Genomic DNA, 21,020 nt, shown 5'->3' with positions numbered 1-21,020 from the left:
ATGTCCCGCAACGAGTTCCGGTTCGTGGTCGACGGCGTCGACCTGACCCCCGAGCAGCAGACCCTCATCGCCGGCGAGATCCAGAAGGCCGGCCTGGCCGCCCTGGGCACCGCCAACGCCAAGCTGACCAACCCGCTCACCCTCGGCCACGGCAACCTCAAGCTGCGCCCCGAGTGGTACGGCCTCTGGGTGCTCGACGGTGCGTTCGCCCAGGACCTCGGCCAGAAGATCAACGACATCGGCTTCTGGATGCAGCGGTGACCGACGCCGTCGGACGGACCGACCCGCCGGAGCGGATGTGTCCGAGCACGCCCGCGGCGAACGCCACGGTGTTCCTCGGCATGATCACTCCGGCGGGGCGGGTCGCCTACGTCACGCCGGCGGTGCCGGCCGAGGTGGCGCTCGCCGCGGCGGGCGACTCCGACGCCCCGGTCGAGTCCCGCTTCCGGCTGGCCGGACCCTGCGTCACCTCGTCCTGCGGCTTCTGGACCGGCGAGCACTGCGGCCTGGGCGCGCGGATGGCCGCCTCCTACGCGGAGACCGCCGAGCCGGGCGAGGAGCAGCTGCCGAAGTGCGCGATCCGGCGTACCTGCCGGTGGTTCGCCGAGCAGGGTCCGGCGGCCTGCCCGGCCTGCTCGCACGTGGTCACCGACGCGCGCTGAGGCTCAGGACCAGGTGTCGCCGAACTCGCGGACGCCGTCGACGTCGACTGTGACGTGGTCGTTGTCGGCCCAGGTGCCGGTCGCGGCCCGCCAGCTCGGGTCGTCCCGCTCGTCGAGGTCCGTCCAGGCCGGACGGTGCAGCCGGAGCTGGATCGGTCCGGAGGAGGCGCCGGGGGCCAGCACGCCCGCGGCGAAGGTCAGCTCGACCCAGCCGGGGACCGGGGTGCCGGGAACCGGGTAGACCGTCGGCGTGGGGCTCGGCGTGGGGCCGGGCGGCGGCGCGGGCGGCAGGAAGTACTGGAGGGTGCGGCGGATCGTGGCGCAGCCCAGCGCCGCCCAGTCGCACTCGATCGCCAGCGACGGATTGCCGTCCTCGAAGCGCAGGTGGTAGCGCACCCGGACGGTCGTGAGGTCGAGCGGTGTCGCGCCGGTGTTGGTGACCTGGAGCGCGAACTGCGCCTGGTTGTTCGTCGGCGACCAGTCCAGGTTCAGGTAGTCGACCTTCGCCCGGCCGTACGCGGTGCGGACCACGGTGACCGGCGAGGTGTCGGAGTAGCCGCCCGGCGCGTACGCCTGCACGGCGATCCGGTAGCTGGTGCCCGGGGCGAGGCCGGTCAGCGTGCTGGCGGTGGAGCCGGTGCTGGCCAGCCCCCGGTACGCGTTGGGACCGACCTGCGCGCGCACGTCGTACGTGACCGGCTCCTGCCGGGCGGGGTCGCGCCAGGTCGACGGCGTCCAGGAGAGCGCGAGCCGGTGCGGCTCGTTGGCGACCACCACCGGCGCGCCGGGCGTGGTGAGGGCGGGTTCGTCGTCGGCGTGGGCGACGCCGGCGGCGAGCACGGTCGCCAGCACGGCGACAGCGCTGACGGTGACACGACGGGCACGCATGGTGCGGATGCTAGGGAGGTCCAGTCATCCTTATCAATCGATAAGTCCAGCCCGCGGGATCCGCCGCCCGATGGCTCAGTCGCCCGGGGCGCTGTAGTCGGTAGGCGTCCGCGTGGCCTCGTCCACTTCGGCCGGGGTCAGCAGCGGGGTGACGCGGCTCCGCAGCCCGCCGGCCGCGCCGATGCGCATCGCCAGTGCGGCGGCGGTGCGGTGGTCGGGCAGGTCGCACAGCACGTACGTGTCGTCGTCGGCGAAGGCGAAGTGCATCGACAGCATCCGCCCGCCGGCCTCCTCGACCATCTTGCGGACCACCTCGGCGCGCTTGCTGCCACCGTCGCGGGTGAGCCCGCTGATCCCGTCGACGGTGTAGATGGACCGCAGCAGGAAGGCGGGCATCTCAGCTGTTGCCCTGCCGCTGCACGCGCTGCGCGCCCTCGACCTTCGCCCGGCCCTGGTCCCGCTCGCTGCCCCCGGCGCCGGTGGCGGTGTGCAACTGGTGCCGCTTCCCCGGACGTTCCATCCCCGCGCCTTGGCGACCCCGGGCGCCGCTGCCCGGGTTCCGCCCCGCCCGCGCCGACTCGCCGCCCGGATCGTGCTTGTTCTCCTTGTGGCTACCCATGGGCCGCGGTTACCCGCTGCCTCCGGCGGTAGTCCTGGCCCCGAGCCGGCCCGATCCCGGTGCGTGCCACGGCTGTGGTGCGAGCGGCGCCGGTCGGGTACCCCGCGTTGTCGGACGTGTCGACTACCGTCGGGAAGTCATGGAGCCGCGGTTCGGCGAGGCGATCATCGGGCGGGAGCACCCCGCGGCCCTGCTGCGCGCCGAAGTGGACCGGGTGACCGCGAGCCACGGCGGTCTGGTCCTGGTCGCCGGCGAGCCGGGCATCGGCAAGACCACGCTGGTGAGCGCCGCCGCCGACGAGGCCCGGCGGCGCGGGGCGCTGGTGCTCGGCGCGGCCTGCTGGGACTCCCACAGCGCCCCCGGCTACTGGCCCTGGGTACAGGTGCTGCGCCGCCTGGGCCGCCGGCCGGACGACTGGGCCCGGGCGCGGGAGGCCGCGGGGCCGGGGCTCGCGGCGCTGCTCGGCGAGGGCGCCGACCCGGTTGGCGACGAGCCCGCCGACGACGGCGGCCAGGCGGAGTTCGCCCTGCACGACGCCGTGACCACCGCGCTGGTGGCCGTCGCCCAGCACCGGCCGGTCGTGGTCGTCCTCGACGACCTGCACTGGGCTGACCCGGCCTCGATGCGGCTGCTCCAGTTCGCCACCCAGCACACCTGGTTCGAACGGCTCCTGCTGGTCGGCACCTACCGCGACGCCGAGGTCGAGTCCGGCGACCACCGGCTCCGGCCGCTGCTGCTGCCGCTGACCGCGAAGGCCACCACGATCACCCTCACCGGGTTGGCCCGCGACGAGGTGGCCGCGCTGATCCGCCGCACCGCCGGGCGCGAACCCGGCGCCGACCTCGTCGACGAGGTGCACCGGCGCACCGGCGGCAACCCGTTCTTCGTCGAGCAGACCGCCCGGCTGTGGCACACCGACGGGCTGGCCACCACCATCGCACCCGGCGTACGGGAGGCGGTGCGCCGCCGGCTCGACCAGTTGCCCGCCCCGGTCGTCGAGGCGCTCACCGTGGCTGCCGTGCTGGGCCGCGAGTTCCACCGCCAGGTCCTCGCGGCCTGCCTGCCCGGGCCTGCCGCACAGGTGGACCGGCTGCTCGACCGCGCGGCCACCGCCCGGCTCGTGCTGCCCCGGGGCGACGGCCGGTTCGCCTTCGCCCACGATCTGGTCCGGGAGACCCTCTACGACGGGTTGGCCGATGCCGAGCGGAGTGCCCGGCACGCCGCCGTCGTCCGCGCCGTCGACAGGTCGGCGGCGCTCGCCGAGCGGCTCATCCCCGCCGACCTGGCCCGCCACGCGTGGCTCGCCGGCGCCGACCTCGACCCGGCCCGTGCCGTCGACCTGCTGGTCGCCGCCGCCCGGGACGCCAGCGGCCGGCTGGCCGTGGAGGAGTCGACGCAGCACTTCCGGCGCGCGCTGGAGGTCGCCGACGAGCCGGCCCGCCGGGTCAAGGTGCTGCTGGAGCTGGCCCAACTGCTCACCCACGTGGGCACGCAGGAGGAGGCCGAGCGGCTGCTCGTCGACGCCGCGGCGCTGGCCCGCCCGCTCGACGAGCCGGCGCTGCTGGCCCGTGTCGCGCTCACCGCCCACCGGCAGCGGGCGGCCGCCCGCCGCCGCGTCGGCGCCGACGCGCTGGTGGGCGAGGCGTACCGGCGGTTGATCGGGGAGCCCGAGCCGGGGCGGGGGACGAGGGCCCTGGTCACCGACCTGATCACCGCCACCGAGACGCTCGCCCGGCACGGCCGCGACGACGAGGCGCTGACCTTCAGCCTGTGGGCCCGGCACGACACCACCTGGGGGCTCGGCACCGCCGAGGACCGGGCCGTGGTCACCGCCGAGATCCGCGAGGTGGCCCGCCGGACCGGGGACCGGGAGACCGAGCTGTGGGCGACCTCGCTGCGCTGGGTCGCGCTGCTGGAACTGGGCGACCCGCGCTACCGCGACGAGCTCACCGCCTTCGTCACCGGCTGCCGGCAGGGGGACGTCGCCCGCCACCGGATGGGGGCGGCCATCGACAGCGGCATCATCGCCGGCTTCCGCGGCGACTTCGCCGCCGCCGAGACGCACTTCGCCGAGATGGACGGCTACGGCGAGTGGGAGCACTCCGACCACGCCTTCATGGGCCAGCACCTGCGCTGGTGCCTGCTGCTGCTCCGCGGCCGCCTCGCCGAGGCCGAAGCCCTGCTTGACGGGCCGGAGGCGGCCGGCCACCCGCAACTGGAGCTGCTGAAGGCCATCACGGCCGCCGAGCGCGGCGACACGGAGACCGTGCTGCGGCTCGCCGCCGGCATCGAGGCGGCCGGCACCACGTACCCCCGGCCGGTGTCGCCGTTGTGGGTGCGGCTGCGGGCGCAGGCGGCGGCAGCGAGCGGCGACCCGCGGCGCTGCGCCGAGGCGCGGGCGGCGCTGGAGCCGCACCGGGGCCGGTGGCTGGCCGCGCTCTTCGGCTGCGACATCAGCGGCCCGGTCGACCTCTGGCTGGCCGCAGTCGACGCCGCCGAGGGGCGCTGGGACGACGCGGTCGCCGGCTACACGGCGGCCCGCGACGCCGCCGACCGGATGGGCGCCCGGCCCTGGTCGCTGCTCAGCCGGGCCGGGCTGGTGGCCGCCCTGGGCGCGCGGGGGCGGCCCGGCGACGTGGCCACGGCGGCCCGGTTGCGCGCCGACACGGCGGCCGAGGCCCGGGCGCTCGGCATGACCCACGTCCTGCACCGGCTGGGCGAGGTGCCCGTCGTCGCCGGACCCGCGCCGGGACGACAGGATGCCGGCCCGGCCGTCCCGGTGCCTGCCCCGGCCGCTGGCCCGGTCGGTTCCGGCAGCGGCGACTCGGCCGTCGCCGACGAACCCGAGTTCCGGTGGGACGGGGCCGTGTGGCGGCTCGGGTACGCCGGCACGGTGGTGCACCTGCCCGATGCCAAGGGCCTGCACGACCTGCGGCTGCTGCTGGGCCGGCCCGGCGTCGACGTGCCCGCGGTCGAGCTGCTCGACCCTGCCGCCGGGCCGGAGCTGGTCGCCGCCCGGCGGCTCGGTGGTGACCCGGTCCTCGACGACGAGGCCAAGGCCCGCTACCGGCGCCACCTGCAACGGCTCGACGACGAGATCGACCGGGCCGCCGGCCGGGGCGACGGCCGGAAGGTGGCCGCCCTGGACGCCGAGCGCACCGCGCTGCTGGCCGAGTTGCGCGCCGCAGCCGGGCTGGCCGGGCGCACCCGCCGGCTCGGGGACGAGGCTGAGCGGGCCCGCAAGGCGGTGACGGCCCGGATCCGTGACACGCTGCGCCGGCTGGACGATCGGCATCCGGCGCTCGCCGAGCACCTGCGGGCCACCGTCTCCACCGGCAGTTCCTGCCGCTACCTGCCCCGCGAGCCCGTGCCCTGGCGCCTCTCCGAGCCCGGCGAGGCGGCTGGCCGCGATCACCCGGCCGTGGTCGACCACCGCGATGCGGCCGGCGAGCTGGTCGGCCTCGTCCAGGTACTGGGTGGTCAGCAGCACCGTGGTGCCGTGCGCCACCACCGCCCGGACGATCTCCCACACCTGGTTGCGGCTGCGCGGGTCCAGCCCGGTCGTCGGCTCGTCCAGGAAGAGCAGGTCCGGGGTGTTGAGGATGCTGGCCGCGATGTCGATCCGCCGCCGCATCCCGCCCGAGTACTTCTTCACCTGCCGCCCGGCCGCCTCGGTCAGCCCGAACGCGGCGAGCAGGCTCTCGGCCCGCTGCCGGGCCGCCGGCCTAGCCAGCCCGAGCAGCCGGCCCAGCAGGACCAGGTTCTTCGCCCCGGTGAGATCCTCGTCGAGCGAGGCGTACTGGCCGGTCAGGCTGACCCGGGCGCGGACCGCGTCCGCCTCGGTGACGACGTCGTGGCCGAAGACGCGGGCCCGCCCGCCGTCGGGGCGCAGCAGCGTGGCCAGCACCCGTACCGCTGTGGTCTTGCCGGCGCCGTTCGGGCCGAGCAGCCCGTAGACGGTGCCGGCGGGGACCTGGAGGTCCAGGCCGTCGAGCGCGCGGGTCGAGCCGAACGACCGGACCAGCCCGTCGGCCTCGACGGCCGGGCCGGTGTTCCGGTTACTCATGATCACTACCTCTCTTCGTCGGTGTAGCTCAGGAGACGTACGGGCGCGCCGCGCGACCCTCGCGCAGCGCCAGACCCCACCAGCAGAGCTCGTCGAGGAGCACCCGGACGTCCTGCCGGAGCTGCTCCTCGGCCCGCCCCGTCGGCTCGCCGTCGAGCAGGTCGACGCCGACGGTGTCCCGCACGGTCATCGCGTGCAGGGCGGTGAACACGGTGCGCAGCTGGTCGACCGCGTGCAGGCCGACCGACCGGCAGCCGTACGACACGAAGCCGACCGGCTTGGCCTGCCACTCGTCGTAGGCGTAGTCGATCGCCTGTTTCAACGAGGCCGGGAAGCTGTGGTTGTACTCGGGGGTGACCACCACGAACGCCTCCGCGCGGTTCACCTCCTCGGCGAACGACCGCATCGCGTCCGTGGGCTCGGCCGGCAGGCTGGCCGGGAAGTCGTATCCGGCCAGGTCGAGCACGGACACGTCCACGCCCTCGCGCCGGCGTGCCTGCGCGACGAACCAGCGACCGATCCGGTCGCCCATCCGCCCCTCCCGGGTGCTGCCGATGATCACGGCGAGCCGCAACGGCGTCATGCTCCCCTCCCCGCTGGTGTCGGGTCTCGTCCCACAGGCGCCAGACGCCGGCCGGCAGCCCGCCAGATCCGATCTGGCGGCCGGCGCGTGTCGGGGGTGGCTGCTTGAATCGGCGCCGGACCGGAAGGGGAACGGCATGACCGAGGTACGCCTCGCGCGGTGGAGCGCCGACGACCTGGCGCTGCTGCGGCAGCTCAACGCGCCGGAGGTGCGGGCGCACACGGGCGGCCCGGAGACCGACGAGCAGGTGGTGGCCCGGCACGAGCGCTACCTGCGCGGGCCCGGCGCGCGCAGCGGGCACATGTTCACCGTCGGCCTGCCCGACGGCACGAAGGTCGGCAGCGTGGGCTACTGGGAGCGGGAGTGGCGCGGCGAGCCGGTCTACGAGATGGGCTGGGCGGTGCTGCCGGCGTACCAGGGGCGGGGGCTGGCGAGCGCGGCGGTGCGCGCGCTCGTCGCGGAGGCCGCGGCGCACGGCGACCGGCGCCACGCGCACGCCTACCCGTCGGTGGACCACCCGGCGTCGAACGCGGTGTGCCGCAAGGCCGGGTTCGCGCTGCTCGGCGAGACGGAGTTCGAATACCCGCCGGGGCACCTCATGCGGTCGAACGACTGGCGCGTGGAGCTGACGGGGAAGGGGTGACGCGGGCACGACCGATATGCCTCTTCGCGCGGGGAGTGCGGCACCGCCGCCGGGTGCCGGGTCGCGGACAGTGCGCGACCGGCCGGTCGCCCTACGCTGCCGGCGGCACATGACGCACGGGGGCGTGTCTCGTCGGTTGCCACGAAGGTCCCCGTGCGCGCACCGGAGAGGGGATCCCTGTGTCCGTCGCACGTCGAAGTCTCGCCACGTTCACCGCCGCGGTTCTGGCCGCCGTCCTACCGGCCACCGCCGCCTCCGCCACGCAGGAGCAGGATGTCGGGCTGCTCCGGCTCACCGTGACCCAGCCCGACGGCACCGCCGCCCGGGGCGCGGTCGACCTGACCGCCACCGACGACAGCCACGCCGAATACCTGCAACTCGACGAGTCCGGGCAGCTCAGCGTCGAGGTGCCGGCCACCGACTACAAGATCAGGATCACTCCGGCCTACTACGACCCCGACATGCCGGACGAGGGGCTCCGGCAGTGGGTGCCGGGGAAGACCAGTTACGCCCAGGCCGAGGCGTTCCGCGTGACCGCGGGGGGCACGACGGACGTCGCCGAGCGGCTGCTCCCGCCGAGCCCGATCACCGTGCGGGCGCGGGACGCGATCACGGGCGCGCCGATCACCGAGGTCTGCGCGTACGCGGACGGCCGTGGCGCCAACTGCGGCGACCCCGAGATCACCATCCACGGGCTCGTCCCCGGCCCGCAGACGATCCGGGTCTACACCGAGGACGGCAACTACCTGGCCACGGACGCCACGGTGAACGTGGTCGAGGGCGAGACCGCCGTCGCGGTGGTCGACCTGACGCCCGCGGCCCACGTCGAGACGACGGTTGTCGACGCCGCCACCGGCGCGCCGGTCGCGGGAGCGTGCGCGGTGGTCGCGCCGGCCGGCACCGGGGAACTCCCCGCCGTCGGCCCGCTGGCCTGTAGCGACGCGACGGGGCGGCTCCGGCTCGGCGAGGTCGAGGCCGGCTCCTGGAACCTCTTCGTCCGTCCGACTGGTGACTCGCCGTACGGGGCGCAGTGGGTCGGGGCCACCGGCGGCACGGGCGACCCGGCGCAGGCGCGCACGATCACCCTCGCCACGGGTCAGGCCGTCACCGTCCCGCCGATCCGGCTGGACCGGGCCGGGATCGTCACCGGCACGGTGACCAGCGCCGCCACCGGTGCGCCGGTCACCTCGGGCGAGGTGTCGCTCGCCCACGCGTCCGGCCTCTCCTACCTCCGCTGGGGCGCCTACCTGGACGACCAGGGCGGCTACCGGATCGACTGGCTCGGTCCCTACCGGTGGCCGCTGCTGTTCACCACCGGCGACCACGCCCTCCAGTGGTCGGGCGGCGTCGCCACCCGGGGCCAGGCGAAGCCGGTCACCGTCCGGGCCGGTCGCAGCACTGTCTACAGCCCGGCGCTGAAGCCCGGCACTCTCGTGACCGGCGGGCTGACCGACTCCGCGGGACGCCCGGTCAGCGCGGTGCTCACGTTCCACAACGCGGCCACCGGTGAGGTGGTCGGGTCGGTGTGGGACTACGACGGCCGGTACGAGGCACGGGTGCTCGGCCGGCAGACGATCACCGTCGGCTGGGAGTGGGGCAGCTTCGTCAGCTACGCCGGCTGGTACGACGGCGTCGCCGACGCGGCCGCCGCGAAGCGGGTCACCGTCCCGTCCAGCGGCACGCTGACCGTCGACATCGGACTGCGCCCGTTCCCGGCGGGCTGACCTCGCGGACCCCTGGCCGGGCGTGCGGGGCACGCCCGGCGCGGATCCCTGGTCGGGCGTGCGGGGCACGCCCGACCAGGGCCGGCGTCAGCGGGCCGTGTCCAGCCGGGTCCGCTGCTCCGGGGTCAGCTCCAGATCGACCGCCGCGAGGCTCTCCTCCAGTTGCGCCACGGAGGAGAACCCGACCAGCGGGATCGACGGCACGTCGCCGCCCAGCAGCCAGGCGAGCACCACCTGGTTGACCGTCGCCCCGGTCTCGTCGGCCACCGCGCGCAGCGCCGCCAGCCGGGCCGGGGTGCTGGGCAGCGCGTAGTCCTCGCCGAGGCGTTCCGGCTTCGCGTAGGCGCCCTTGAGCAGCGGCGAGTACGCCACCAGGGTGAGCCGCGGCTCGGCGCGCAGGTAGCTGGCCAGGTCCGGGCCGACCCAGCCGACGTCGCCGTCCGGGTCCAGGTCGCTCGGCAGGTCCGGCCGCCGCGCCAGGTAGCTGCGGTGGTACTGGAGCACCTCGTACCCGGGCAGGCCGGCCGCGGCGGCGAGCGCCCGGGCCCGCTCGACCCTCCAGGCGCGGTGGTTGCTCGCGCCCAGCAGGCCGACCGTGCCCTCGGCGACCAGTTCCGCGAAGCCCTGGACCGTCTCCTCCAGCGGCACGGTGTGGTCCTCGATGTGCGCGTAGAGCAGGTCGAGCCGGTCCACGCCGAGCCGTTCCCGGCTGCGCTCGGCCGACTCGCGGATCACCTTTGCCGACAGGCCCTCGGCGTTGTCCACGTAGCTGGTGCCCGGGGCGAGGGGCCGGGCGCCGAGCTTGGTGGCGATGACCACCTCGCCGCCGACGCCGCGGCTGCGCCGCCAGCGGCCCAGCAGCTCCTCGCTTTCCCCGCCCTGGCCCCCGTTCTGCCAGAACGCGTAGTTGTCCGAGGTGTCGATGAAGGTGCCGCCGGCCTCGACGTACCGGTCGAGGATGGCGTACGAGGTGGCCTCGTCGGTGGCGGTGCCGAAGAGCATCGCGCCGAGGCTGAGCACGCTGACCTCGCGGCGGGTGGCCGGGTCGGTGCCGATGGTGCGGTATCGCATGGATTCCTCCCCGTCAGAACGTGCCACCACCCTCCACCTTCGAGTGCGCGCGAAGTCAAACTCCCTCACCAGGGGAGCACGCCGTAGCCGCCGCCGGCATCCATCTGGTAGCCCCAGAGCAGGCCGCTGGGCGCGTCCGCCGGCAGGGTCGCCAGGTGCACGCTCACCTCCGCGCCCTCCTCCGGGGTGCGGAAGCCGCTGTGGTGGTTGAGGTCGGTCGCGCAGTAGCCGGGGTTGGCCGCGTTCACCTTGATCGGGGTGTCCCGCAGCTCCTTGGCGTACATGGCCGTGATCATGTTCAGCGCCGTCTTGGAGGACGGGTAGGGGACCGAGGTCAGCGCGAACAGGGCGCCCTGCGGGTCGGTCATCACGGCGATCGAGCCGACCTCGCTGGAGACGTTCACGATCCGGGCGGCGGGCGCCCGGCGCAGCAGCGGCAGCAGCGCGTTTGTCACCGCGACCACGCCGAACACGTTTGTCTCGTACACCTCGCGCAGCGTGTCCAGGGTGGTCTGGCTGGGCAGCCCGGCGCCGTCGGCCCGGACGATCCCGGCGTTGTTGACCAGCACGTCCAGGTGGCTGTACTCCCGCTCGACCAGCTCGGCCGCGGCGGCGATCGACGCCGCGTCGGTGACCTCCAGCGGCACGAAGCGGGCGTCCACCCCCTCGGCGCGCAGCTTGTCCGCCGCCTCCCGGCCGCGCGCGGCGTCGCGCGCGCCGACCAGCACGGTCATCCCGCGCGCGCCGAGCTGCCGGGCGGTGGCCAGGCCGATTCCCTTGTTGGCCCCGGTGATCAGGGCGATCGTCGTCGTCATGGCGTCGAGGCTGCCGCCCGTCGCGGGCCGGCGGGAGAGGTCCGCTGAGGCTGGTACCGGCGGTACCACCTCCGGCAGCCGGCGATGCGGCACGCTTGGGAGCGTGAGCACGCTGCGCCGCGACGAACTGGCGAATTTCCTGCGCACCCGCCGCGCCCGGCTGCGTCCCGCCGAGGTCGGCCTCCCCGAGGGGGTACGCCGCCGCACGCCGGGCCTGCGCCGCCAGGAGGTCGCCCAGCTCGCCGGCATGTCCATCGACTACTACATCCGGCTGGAGCAGGGGCGCGGCCCGCACCCGTCCCGGCAGGTGCTCGCCGCGCTGGCCCGGGCGCTGCTGCTCAGCCGCGACGAGCGGGCCTACCTGTTCCGGGTCGCCGGGGAGGCCCCACCGGACGCGACCGGGCCCGGCCGGGAGGTGTCGCCCGGCCTGCGGCACCTGCTCGACGCGATGGCGGAGACGCCCGCCTACCTGGTCGACGCGGCGTACGAGATCCTGGCCTGGAACCGGCTGGCCGCCTTCTTCGTCGGCGACCTGTCGGCGGTGCCGGCCGGCGAGCGGAGCATGGTCCGCTGGATGTTCGGCGCGGCGGTGCCCGAGTCGCACTGGGCCGACCCGGAGGTGCTGCGCTTCGCGCGGACCACAGTGGCGGACCTGCGGGCCGCGTACGGCCGCTATCCGGCCGATCCGGCGCTGGCCGCGCTGGTCACCGAGCTGCTCGGGCTCTCACCGCGGTTCGCCGCGCTGTGGGCGGAGCACGAGGTGGGGGAGCGGCGCCCGACTGTCAAGCGGGTGGCCCACCCGGAGCTGGGCCCGCTGGAGTTCGAGTGCCGGGTGCTGCACGTGCCGGAGACCGACCAGCGGCTGATCGTCTACGTTCCCGAGCCGGGGTCGTCGACCCAGGCGGCGTTCCGCCGGGTCGCCGAGCGGGTCGACTCCTGAACCCGCGCCCGGGGCCCGGTGGCCGGGCCCCGGGCGCGGCGACGGCTCATCGGGGCACGTAGTCGAAGGTGTCCGGGTTCGGTCCCTGCCGGCCCGGCTCGCCCTTGTTCAGGCCGTTGATCCGGTCCATCGAGGCGTCGTCCAACTCGAAGTCGAAGATCCGGAAGTTCTCCTCGATCCGGCTCGGGGTGGTCGACTTCGGGAAGACGATGTCGCCGCGCTGCACGTGCCAGCGCAGCACCACCTGCGCCGGCGTCCGGCCGACCTCCTCGGCGATGTCGACGACGGTCGGGTCGTCGAGCACCTTGCCCTGGGCGATCGGGGACCACGCCTCGGTGAGGATGTTGTGCGCCTTCCCGTAGGCGCGCACCTCCTCGTTGGCGAAGTACGGGTGCACCTCGATCTGGTTCACCGACGGCGTGACCGTCGCCTCGGCGGCCAGCCGCTCCAGGTGGGCCACCTGGAAGTTGGAGACGCCGATCGACCTGATCCTGCCGTCGCGCTGGAGGTCCTCCAGCACCTTCCAGGTCGAGACGAAGTCGCCGTCGTAGAGGGTCGGCAGCGGCCAGTGGATGAGGAACAGGTCGAGGTAGTCGAACTTCAGCGCCTGGAGTGTCGACTCGAACGCCTTGCGGGCGTCGTCCGGGCGGTGGAAGCCGTTGTTCAGCTTGCTGGTGACGAAGACCTCGCTCCGGTCCAGCCCGGAGGTGCGGACCGCCTGCCCGACCTCGGCCTCGTTGCCGTACATCTCGGCGGTGTCGATGTGCCGGTAGCCGACCTCCAGCGCGGTGCCGACGGCCTGCGCGGTGTCCTTCGGGTCGATCTGGAAGACCCCGAAGCCGAGCTGCGGGATGGTGTTGCCGTCGTTGAGCGAGATGTCGGGAACGCTGTTCGGGGCCATGGAAAGCCTCATCTCCGATCGTCCGGGGTGCCCGGGAACGCTTCCACGCGCGGCGCCGGGCCTGCCACCAGGCTTCTCTACCCGCTCGGCCCGGCTCGTCACAGCCCCGGCCGGGGTGATCTGCGCAGCACGGCTGAGGTGGCGCGGGCAAGGTCGGGGGCGCACACCCGCCCGGGCCGCTCCTGTGTGCCGGACACATATTGGCGATCTTCAATGCTTGGTAGGAATCCTGCAAGTCGTTTCACCGTCTTGCAGGACTCCACCGCCACGGGAACGGGAGCGTCATGTCGTCCATCCGAACCGGTCTGCGTCGTCGCCTGCTCACCCTGCTCACTGCCACGGCCGTCACCGTCGGCGCCGCCCTCGGGCTGGCCGCGCCGGCGTGGGCCATCAGCCACTCCAGCGCCACCTCGCAGCTACGCGCCGCCGGGATCTCCTGGACCTCCAGCGGCAACTGCAGCGACCGCTACGTTTCCACCTGCACGTCGTTCGAGGGCATCCGCCAGGCCACCATCGACGGGATCATCACCTTCAAGCGCGCCAGCGGCTGCGCCATCACCATCACGGCCGGCACCGAGGTCGGCCACGCGAGCGGCACCTACAGCCACTGGAACGGCTACAAGGTCGACATCGCCCCCAGCACCTGCATCCAGAACTACATCTCCGCCGCCTACACCTACGTCGGCTACATCTCCGGCTGGGGCTACCAGTACCGCGCGCCCTCCGGCAACCTCTACACCTTGGAGGGCAACCACTGGGACATCCTTTACTACACCTGCGGCTGCTGACCGGGGCCGTGGCCGCCCTGGCCGGCCTCGAAGAGCACCGGCCAGGGCCGGGCGGACGACGCGAGCGCCGCGGTCGCCGGCACCGGCTCCGCGATGGCCAGCACCTCGGCCGCGAGCTGCCCGAACATCGGGGCGGCGGGGTGGCCCGCCCGGGCCGGCCAGGCGGCCGAGGTGCGCTTCACCAGCGGCGTGCCGACCAGCGGCCGCCAGGCGATCCGGGCCTCGCGTCGGGCCACCGACTCCGGTTCCAGGGCGACCGCGCCGCCGGCCAGGAGCAGCCCGAACAGGAACTCCGGGTTGCGGGCGGGCCGCACCCGGGCCGGCACGAAGCCGTGCCGGTGGCAGACCGCCAGCAGGTGCCCGTGCCAGCCGGGCGCGGTGGCCGGCGGCGCGGTGATCAGGTCCAGGCCCGCCAGGTCGGCCAGCTGCACCTCGCGTGCCCGGGCCGCCGGGGCCGTCCGGGGCAGCAGCACCCCGACCGGCGCCTCCACGGCCGGGCCGAAGCGTAGCCCCGCCTCCTCGACCGGGTGGTGCAGCAGGCCGACGTCGAGCCGCCCCTCGGCCAGCATCCGACCCTGCTCGGCGCTGGTCAGCTCGTGCAGGTCCAGGTCGAGCCCGGGCGCCTGCGCCGCGAGGCCGTCGAGCAGGGCCCGCAGCGTCACGGCCGGGGTCTCCGGGGGTACGCCGGCGCGCAGCACGCCGAGCGCGCCCCGGCGTACCTGGTCGACGAGGTTGCGCAGTCGGCGCTCCCCGGCGAGCAGTTCGTCGGCCTCGCCGAGCAGGAGCTGGCCGGCCGTGGTGAGCCGGACCCGGCGCTGTGACCGGTCGAAGAGCGTGGCGCCCAGCTCGCGTTCCAGCCGTTGGATCGACTGGCTCAGCGGCGGCTGCGCCATGCCGAGCACCTCGGCCGCCCGGCCGAAGTGCAGCTCCCGGGCCACCACCACGAAGTGCCGCAGGTGTCGCAGCAGGTCCACGACGGGCCACCCTACGCCCGCTCCGGTCGGCGGTGGCTAGCGTGTCGGGGTGAGCACCGAGCGGATCGGGGAGATCTTCCAGCGGGCCGGGATCAGCGGCTGCCTGCACGTCGTGGACGTCGACGCGCCGGGGCGGGAGGTGGCGCTGCGCGCCGACGAGCAGATGGTGATCGCCTCGGTGTTCAAGATCCTGCTGGTGCTGGAGTTCGCCCGGCAGGCCGTCGCCGGGCAGCTCGACCCGGCCGAGCGGGTGGTGGTCGACGCCGCCGACCGGCTCGGCGGCTGGGGTGTGGCCGGCTGCGCCGACGACGTCGAGGTGTCCCTGCGCGACCTGGCCTACTTCGCCATGTCGGTGAGCGACAACACGGCCGCTGACCTGCTGCTGCGCCGGGTCGGCCCGGACGTGCTGCCGATGCTCGCCGCCGAGCTGGACCTGCCGCGTACCCGGATCGTCGGCGGCCCCCGGCAGCTGGTGGAGACGATGCTCGCCGACGTGGGGGCCCGCACCGAGGCCGACTTCGCGCGGATCTTCCCCACCCTGCCGCCGGAGCGGGTCCGGTCCATGCGGGTGTTCGACCCGGACCACACCACCTCCAGCACGGCCCGGGAGATCACCCGGCTGCTCGGCCTGATCTGGCGGGACGAGGCCGGGCCGCCCGCCGCCTGCGCGCTGGTCCGGGAACTGATGGCCCGGCAGCTCTTCTGGACCCGGCTCGCCGCCGGCTTCCCGCCCGGCGTCCGGGTCGCCGGCAAGACCGGCACCCTGCCCGGCCTGCACCTGGAGGCCGGCGTCGTCGAGTATCCCGACGGCGGCCGGTACGCGGTCGCGGTCTTCGCCAGGACCGAGCGGCTCAGCACCCGACGGATCGACGTGGACCTGGCGATGGGCGATGCCGCCCGGGCCGCCGTCGAGGCCCTGCGCGCCGGCTGATTTCCGTACGGGCCGGGCCGTTCCCCGAGGCTGTGGCCTGCGGTGATATCCGGTCACGTATCGACAGTGCCGGCGGACGATCTTGGACGTGGACGGGTGGCCGGTGGTGGGGTGGAGCCACCCGCATCACCTGCTGCACGGGGAGGACCCTCCATGTTCGACGAACTGTCGTACGACCGCCGCCGTTTCCTGCGCGACGCCGCGGTCGGCGCCGCCGCCGTGTCGACCGCCGGCCTCGTCGCCGGCGCGCCGGCCCGGGCCGCCACCACCACCGGGACCGCGCGCTCCGACGCGGTCAGCTTCCGCTGGTGGGGTACGTCCGGCTGGCGGATCGACATCGGCGACCGGACGGTGCTTGTCGACCCGTACCTGAGCCGCTACGACACCGGCCTGTTCAGGGGCGCGTTCGACGAGAACACCCCGCTGACCGTGCGGCCCACGGTCATCGACCCGCTCGTCGACCGGGCCGAGAACATCCTTGTCACGCACACCCACTGGGACCACTTCAACGACGTGCCCTACATCGCCGAGCGGACCGGGGCCCGGGTCATCGGCACGCTGACCGCCTACCACCTCGGGCTGGCACAGGGGCTGCCGTCCGGGCAGCTCGCACCGGTCAAGGGCGGCGAGGTGCTCGACTTCGGCGCGTACACGGTCGAGGTGGTCAGCTCCCTGCACAGCCGCAACGGCGCCTGGTCGATGGCCTTCCCCGGCGTACGCGTCAGCCGTCCGCCGAAGCCGGAGAAGATCTCCGACCTGCCCGAGGGGGACACCATGGCGTACCAGATCCGGGTCGACGGCGGCCCGTCGGTGTTCTTCATGGGGGCGAGCGACTTCGCCGAGCGCAACCTCGTCGGGCTGGCCCCCGACGTGGCGATGGTGGCCTCCGCCGCGACCACCTCCACCGCCGACTACGTGCCCCGGCTGATTGCCGCGCTCGATTACCCGAAGGTCGTGGTGCCGGTGCACTGGGACAACTTCGAGACCCCGCTGACCAACCCGCCGACGGTGGCGCCGAACGACCGCAGGCGTCTCGACGACCTGATCGCCGCCGTGCGGAAGGCGTCGCCGCGCAGTCGCGTGCTGGTGCCGGAGTACCACACGGCGTACCGCTTCTAGGAGCCGGTGGGGGAGGGGCCGGGCCACGGGGGTCGGCCCCTCCGCTCAGGCGGCGGTCAGGTCGCGCAGCGCCAGCACCGACTTCCAGTTGCGGGTGGTCGCCACGACGCCCAGCTTCTTCTCCAGGTGGGCGTTGGTGAACTTGGTCCGCCCGTAACCGCCGTCGGGGAAGTGCAGGTGGATCTCGCGGCCGTCGACCGCGAACTCCAGGTTCTCCCCGGCCGGCGCGGCCAGATCCTTGACCTTGGCCTTGCTGGGCGCGGCCGAGAGGAAGGCCACCAGCACCCGGGTCGGGTCGTCCTGCTTCCCGGCGTACGGGCTGGCCGCCACCACAGCAGCCAGCTCGTCGCCGCCGCGCACCAGCACCGGCACGCGCAGGCCCAGCTCGTCGGCGAGCTTGCGCGCGATGCCCTCGGCCAGGATGTCGTCCTTCGCCGGCGGGCTGCTGAAGACGACGTTGCCGCTCTGCAGGTAGGTCTTGACGTCGGAGTGCCCGAGGTCGGTGACGAGGCGGCGCAGGTCGGCCATGGCGAGGCGGGTGGTGCCCACGTTGACGCCCCGCAGCAGGGCGGCGTAGCGGTTCATCGGGCCTCCTCGCCTCGGCGTCACGTGGACGCCAGCCTAGAGCCGTCTCCGCCGGTCGTCCGCCCGCGAACAGGTGACTCGCGTTCGTGACACATTTGTGACCTGAAGCTCCCTCCCGTGACACCGTCGCAAGTGGTTGCCTGAAGACAACATTCCCCTGGTCAGCTGCTGCCTCGCGCGGCGGTGCCGGGGCATCTGCTCACCCGACGGCGGTGGCCGGAGCTGATCACCGCCTCACGGCAGGAGGCATCCGCGTGCGAATGAGACGACCGAGCCGGATCGCGGCCGCGGTGGCGGGCGTGACGGCGCTGGCCTTCACGGTCTCGGCCCCGGCCCAGGCCAACGACCACGAGAACCTTCCCGGCGAGCCGACCATCACGTTGCCGATCAACGACAGCGCGGCGGGCGGCACGTACAACCAGGACTTCACCCGGGTCTACGCCAACACCACGCCGGACGGCACCCCGGTCTACATCTACGTCCCGAAGGGCACCCCGCTCGACGGCACCGCGCCGGCCGGCGTGGCCAGCCTCGACCCGCAGTTCGACCACAATCCGGGTGACGAGTTCGTCCCCTGCGCCACCGCCACGGCCGCGCAGTTCACCCTCACCCAGGCGGAGATCAACTACGTCGGTGACAAGCTCGCCGACCAGATCGTGGCCGTGGACGAGGAGCACTTCGGCCCGATGGACGCGGCCGACCCGGACGAGCCGGCCAGCGACTCGCTCGTCATGATCATTTACAACATCCAGGACGACGCCTACTACGACTGCGCCGTCGGCTCGTACACGGCCGGCTACTTCGCGCCGGACTTCATCGACTCCAACGGCATGAACGTCATCGTGGTCGACGCCCTGGACTGGGCCAACCGGGTCGGCCCGAACGACTCGCCGTGGCGCGACGCCAACCCGGCCAACGACCGCCCGGAGCTGTACGAGGGCACCGTCGCGCACGAGCTGGAGCACCTGCTGCACAACTACAGCGACCCCGGTGAGCTGTCCTGGGTCGACGAGGGCCTGGCCGACTTCGCCATCTTCCTCAACGGCCTGGACGCCGGCGGCTCGCACCTGAGCAACCACCAGGTCCTCTACGAGGAGACCTCCCTGACCCGGTGGGGTGGCACCCTCGCCAACTACGGCGCCGCGTTCACCTACTTCCAGTACCTCTGGGAGCAGGCGGGCGGCAACGGCGACGGCACCTACACGCCGGACAAGCAGTACGACGGCAGGGCCGGTGACCTGCTCATCAAGATGATCTTCGAGGAGCAGGCGGACGGCATGGCCGGCGTGCAGAACGCCATCGACGACTTCAACGCGGCGACCGGCGCGAACCTGCGCAGCGCGGCCGACCTGTTCCGCGACTGGTCGGTGGCCGTCTACCTGGACGACGAGGGCTCGCCGATCTACGACATCAAGGCGTTCAACTTCGGCGACCCCGCCGACACCTCGTGGACGATCGACATCGCCGACGACGTCGTCTGGGCGGGCCGGGGCAGCTACAACGGCGCCACCCCGGAGGCCAAGTGGGCGCGGCTGAAGAACCGCCCCGACACCACCGCCGTGCCGTTCGGCATGTCGGTCGAGCGGTTCCGCAACCCCGGCCCGACGGTGTCGCTGGCGTTCGACGGCGACGACGAGACGGTGATCGCGCCGCACACCGGCACCACCCACTGGTACGCCGGCTACGAGAGCCAGGACGACAACATCCTCGACGTCACCACCTCCGGCGCGGTCACCTCGCTGGACTTCTGGAGCTGGTACTTCATCGAGGAAGGCTGGGACTACGGCTTCGTCGAGGCGCTCGTCGGCGGCAACTGGGTGACGGTGCCGGTGCGCAACGACGCCGGGCAGGTCGTCACCACCGACGACGACCCGCACGGCAACAACGAGGAGGGCAACGGGATCACCGGCACCTCCGGTGGCGAGTACTTCGTGGACGACCCGGTCTACGTGCACCTCACCGCCGACCTGCCGGCCGGCGCCACCGACGTGCGGTTCCGGTACTCGACCGACGCCGCGTACCTGGACACCGGCTGGTTCGTCGACGACGTTCGGGTCAACGGCGCCGCCGCGACCCTGACCTCGGCGGCGGGCAACTGGGTGACCACCACCGGCGTGCAGGACAACAACTGGACGGTGCAGATCGTCAGCCACTGCGACCTCACGCCGGGCGTCACCTCGGCGGGGGAGACCACCGACGGCGCCGGCAACTGGGTCTACCGGTACACCGGCGACCAGTTCACCGCCAGCGGCCTGCGGACGAAGTGCGCCAACGGCAACCAGGACGACTTCGCCGTCCTGATCTCCAACCTGCCGACCGGTGACCTCACGTACCTGGACGCGGACTACACCTTCCGGGTGAGCAACACGGGCAACAAGAAGTAGTTGCCGCACTCGGTCGGGCCCGCGCCGCACATCGGCGCGGGCCCGACGCCGTCCGTGGCCAGCCTTCGAGTGGGAGCGGGGATGCCGCCGCAGCAGCCGCGCCGGCTATTCGGCGACCGGGAGGACGACCTCGTTACGGCGCAGGAACCAGGGCTTCCACGGCGGGTCGAAGCGGGCGTACCGGACCGCGCCGGTCGGGCGCAGGCCGGCGGCGGTGACCGCGCGGCCCAGCGCGGTGGTCCGCCGCTCGAACGCCCGGGCGGTCCACCGCCCGGAGAACCGCATCGCCGCGGCGAGCTGCGCGGGGATCTCCCGGGTGCGGACCAGGGGGTCCGCCGGCTCGGGCAGCGTGGCCGGGGTGAAGCCGGCCGGCATCACGAACCGCACCAGCCAGCTTCCCGGCCGTTCGTCCTCCTCCTGGAGCACGGGAGCGGTCATGGCGATCCGCTCCGCCCCGGCGGACCCGGGTGTCACCGCCGTGACCACGGGGACCGCCCGCCGGGACCGGTTCGCGCCGGAGATGTACCGGGCCAGCGGCCGGAACGCGGCGTTGCCGGCCGACTCGAACGACCCTTCGACGCGCACCTCGGCGACCAGGTGGGCCGGGTAGCGGCGCAGCTCGAACCCCGGGTGGCGGGCCACCACGCGGTACGGCTGCCGCTCGGTCATCGCGCCCTCCCCGGCCTCGGTGGTCCCACCGCCGACGCTACCGCCGTACGCCGTCCCGGTCCGGCGGACCGGGGACCAGCCGCCCGGGACAGCGCGCCCGCCGAGCGGATTGAACTGCTGCCGGCGCGGGGCCGTACCAGTGGTCGAGGATGTGGTGCGGCCGGTCCGCCGCACCGCTGCCGAGCTGCGGGAGGCCTGCCGTGCGAGTTGGTGAGCAGTCGACGGATCCCATCGATCAGATCCTGGGTGAGGTGCCGGTGCCGGCATCGCTGACCCCCGAGGATGTCCGGCTCGCGGTCCGGGCGGTGGTGGTGCACGCCGCCGAGGAGTGGCCCGCCGGACCGAAGTGCCGCAACGACGGCGCCGCGTACCCCTGCCGGCTGCACCGGTGGGGGCGGCGGGTGCTGGAGGCCCACGGCCTCAACGAGCGCCAGATCGACGCCCTGGTACGCCACGGGAACCCGTTCGTGCACGTGCCCTTCCCGTTCGTGCTGTCCGGACCGTCGGCCGGACGGCCTTCGGCCGCCCAGTCCCCGCGCGGCCCGGCCGGCCGGGTCGCCGCACCTCCGGTGCGGCCCGCTCTCCGGCCCGGCGGTACCGGTCGGCCGGTGGCGCCCCCCGCCACCCGGCCGCGCTGGCCCCGGGCGAGCTAGCAGCT

Annotated in this window: 20 protein-coding genes and 2 pseudogenes; 11 read left to right on the top strand and 11 right to left on the bottom strand. The window is 74.0% G+C overall.

Annotated elements, in window-relative coordinates; all coding sequences use genetic code 11:
• Both GA0070603_RS14240 and GA0070603_RS14235 read left to right on the top strand, forming a co-directional pair.
• Complete coding sequence (locus GA0070603_RS14240) at positions 1–261, top strand: hypothetical protein (RefSeq protein ID WP_091313127.1); 261 nt, start codon at positions 1–3, stop codon at positions 259–261.
• Positions 258–662 (top strand): hypothetical protein, encoded by a 405-nt coding sequence (locus GA0070603_RS14235; RefSeq protein ID WP_244282522.1) that lies wholly within the window; start codon positions 258–260, stop codon positions 660–662. The genes GA0070603_RS14240 and GA0070603_RS14235 overlap by 4 nt, the downstream gene beginning before the upstream one ends.
• A 3-nt stretch (positions 663–665) precedes the next feature.
• On the opposite strand, the gene GA0070603_RS14230 is transcribed toward GA0070603_RS14235, so the two are convergent.
• The 3 genes from GA0070603_RS14230 to GA0070603_RS32380 all read right to left on the bottom strand — a co-directional run bounded on the left by GA0070603_RS14230 (position 666) and on the right by GA0070603_RS32380 (position 2,070).
• Positions 666–1,550, bottom strand: a complete 885-nt coding sequence (locus tag GA0070603_RS14230) for a cellulose binding domain-containing protein (RefSeq protein ID WP_091313123.1) — start codon at positions 1,548–1,550, stop codon at positions 666–668.
• A gap of 75 nt (positions 1,551–1,625) precedes the next feature.
• Positions 1,626–1,946, bottom strand: a complete 321-nt coding sequence (locus tag GA0070603_RS14225) for a GYD domain-containing protein (RefSeq protein ID WP_091313119.1) — start codon at positions 1,944–1,946, stop codon at positions 1,626–1,628.
• A gap of 1 nt (position 1,947) precedes the next feature.
• Positions 1,948–2,070 carry a hypothetical protein gene (locus GA0070603_RS32380; RefSeq protein ID WP_279627490.1) on the bottom strand — a complete coding sequence of 41 codons (123 nt, stop codon included), beginning with the start codon at positions 2,068–2,070 and terminating at the stop codon, positions 1,948–1,950.
• Between the two features lie 238 nt (positions 2,071–2,308).
• Between GA0070603_RS32380 and GA0070603_RS14215 the strand changes: the two are divergent.
• Positions 2,309–5,551, top strand: a pseudogene (locus GA0070603_RS14215) (ATP-binding protein); the annotation flags it as partial.
• On the opposite strand, the pseudogene GA0070603_RS14210 reads toward GA0070603_RS14215, so the two are convergent.
• Positions 5,534–6,235 (bottom strand): annotated as a pseudogene (locus tag GA0070603_RS14210) (ATP-binding cassette domain-containing protein); the annotation flags it as partial. The pseudogenes GA0070603_RS14215 and GA0070603_RS14210 overlap by 18 nt on opposite strands.
• Positions 6,236–6,263: 28 nt before the next feature.
• The gene (locus GA0070603_RS14205) at positions 6,264–6,818 is read right to left on the bottom strand and encodes an NADPH-dependent FMN reductase (RefSeq protein WP_091313112.1); all 555 of its coding nucleotides are present in this window, start codon (positions 6,816–6,818) and stop codon (positions 6,264–6,266) included.
• A gap of 136 nt (positions 6,819–6,954) precedes the next feature.
• On the opposite strand from GA0070603_RS14205, the gene GA0070603_RS14200 reads away from it, so the two are divergent.
• Together GA0070603_RS14200 and GA0070603_RS31490 are read left to right on the top strand one after the other, a co-directional pair.
• Positions 6,955–7,461, top strand: coding sequence for a GNAT family N-acetyltransferase (locus GA0070603_RS14200; protein ID WP_091313109.1), 507 nt, complete (start codon positions 6,955–6,957; stop codon positions 7,459–7,461).
• Between the two features lie 179 nt (positions 7,462–7,640).
• Positions 7,641–9,185, top strand: a complete 1,545-nt coding sequence (locus tag GA0070603_RS31490; RefSeq protein WP_091313106.1) for a hypothetical protein — start codon at positions 7,641–7,643, stop codon at positions 9,183–9,185.
• A gap of 87 nt (positions 9,186–9,272) precedes the next feature.
• Here the strand turns inward: GA0070603_RS31490 and GA0070603_RS14190 are convergent, their stop codons facing one another.
• Positions 9,273–10,256: an aldo/keto reductase gene (locus tag GA0070603_RS14190; protein WP_091313102.1), complete on the bottom strand. Its 984-nt coding sequence runs from the start codon at positions 10,254–10,256 to the stop codon at positions 9,273–9,275.
• A 65-nt stretch (positions 10,257–10,321) separates the two neighbouring features.
• Positions 10,322–11,071 carry an SDR family oxidoreductase gene (locus GA0070603_RS14185; RefSeq protein ID WP_091313099.1) on the bottom strand — a complete coding sequence of 250 codons (750 nt, stop codon included), beginning with the start codon at positions 11,069–11,071 and terminating at the stop codon, positions 10,322–10,324.
• Positions 11,072–11,174: 103 nt separating this feature from the next.
• On the opposite strand from GA0070603_RS14185, the gene GA0070603_RS14180 reads away from it, so the two are divergent.
• Positions 11,175–12,011, top strand: a complete 837-nt coding sequence (locus GA0070603_RS14180) for a helix-turn-helix transcriptional regulator (protein ID WP_244282521.1) — start codon at positions 11,175–11,177, stop codon at positions 12,009–12,011.
• 46 nt (positions 12,012–12,057) lie between these two features.
• Here GA0070603_RS14180 and GA0070603_RS14175 read toward each other — a convergent pair whose 3' ends face one another.
• Positions 12,058–12,912: an aldo/keto reductase gene (locus tag GA0070603_RS14175; protein ID WP_091313096.1), complete on the bottom strand. Its 855-nt coding sequence runs from the start codon at positions 12,910–12,912 to the stop codon at positions 12,058–12,060.
• Between the two features lie 284 nt (positions 12,913–13,196).
• Here GA0070603_RS14175 and GA0070603_RS14170 point away from each other — a divergent pair, with 284 nt between their 5' ends.
• Positions 13,197–13,700 (top strand): hypothetical protein, encoded by a 504-nt coding sequence (locus tag GA0070603_RS14170; RefSeq protein WP_091313093.1) that lies wholly within the window; start codon positions 13,197–13,199, stop codon positions 13,698–13,700.
• Here GA0070603_RS14170 and GA0070603_RS14165 read toward each other — a convergent pair.
• A complete protein-coding gene (locus tag GA0070603_RS14165) occupies positions 13,682–14,674 on the bottom strand; it encodes a LysR family transcriptional regulator (protein ID WP_091313090.1) in 993 nt (330 codons plus the stop codon). The two genes, GA0070603_RS14170 and GA0070603_RS14165, sit on opposite strands and share 19 nt — an antisense overlap.
• 49 nt (positions 14,675–14,723) lie before the next feature.
• Between GA0070603_RS14165 and GA0070603_RS14160 the strand changes: the two genes are divergently transcribed.
• Both GA0070603_RS14160 and GA0070603_RS14155 read left to right on the top strand, forming a co-directional pair.
• On the top strand, positions 14,724–15,605 hold the full coding sequence (locus GA0070603_RS14160; RefSeq protein WP_091313087.1) for a serine hydrolase: 882 nt from the start codon (positions 14,724–14,726) through the stop codon (positions 15,603–15,605).
• A gap of 153 nt (positions 15,606–15,758) precedes the next feature.
• The gene (locus GA0070603_RS14155) at positions 15,759–16,724 is read left to right on the top strand and encodes an MBL fold metallo-hydrolase (RefSeq protein ID WP_091313084.1); all 966 of its coding nucleotides are present in this window, start codon (positions 15,759–15,761) and stop codon (positions 16,722–16,724) included.
• Between the two features lie 45 nt (positions 16,725–16,769).
• On the opposite strand, the gene GA0070603_RS14150 is transcribed toward GA0070603_RS14155, so the two are convergent.
• Positions 16,770–17,309: a DUF1697 domain-containing protein gene (locus GA0070603_RS14150; protein WP_091313081.1), complete on the bottom strand. Its 540-nt coding sequence runs from the start codon at positions 17,307–17,309 to the stop codon at positions 16,770–16,772.
• 260 nt (positions 17,310–17,569) lie between these two features.
• Here GA0070603_RS14150 and GA0070603_RS14145 point away from each other — a divergent pair, with 260 nt between their 5' ends.
• Complete coding sequence (locus GA0070603_RS14145) at positions 17,570–19,693, top strand: M6 family metallopeptidase (RefSeq protein ID WP_091313079.1); 2,124 nt, start codon at positions 17,570–17,572, stop codon at positions 19,691–19,693.
• 105 nt (positions 19,694–19,798) lie between these two features.
• Here GA0070603_RS14145 and GA0070603_RS14140 read toward each other — a convergent pair whose 3' ends face one another.
• Entirely contained in the window at positions 19,799–20,362 is a 564-nt protein-coding gene (locus tag GA0070603_RS14140; protein ID WP_091313076.1) for an SOUL family heme-binding protein, read from the bottom strand.
• Between the two features lie 200 nt (positions 20,363–20,562).
• Between GA0070603_RS14140 and GA0070603_RS14135 the strand changes: the two genes are divergently transcribed.
• Positions 20,563–21,015, top strand: coding sequence for a hypothetical protein (locus GA0070603_RS14135; protein WP_091313074.1), 453 nt, complete (start codon positions 20,563–20,565; stop codon positions 21,013–21,015).
• Positions 21,016–21,020: the final 5 nt, after the last annotated feature.

Source organism: Micromonospora chersina, from assembly GCF_900091475.1.
Classification (GTDB): domain Bacteria; phylum Actinomycetota; class Actinomycetes; order Mycobacteriales; family Micromonosporaceae; genus Micromonospora; species Micromonospora chersina.
Note: the sequence above shows the minus strand (reverse complement) of the source record. Positions and strands in the feature narration are given on the sequence as shown.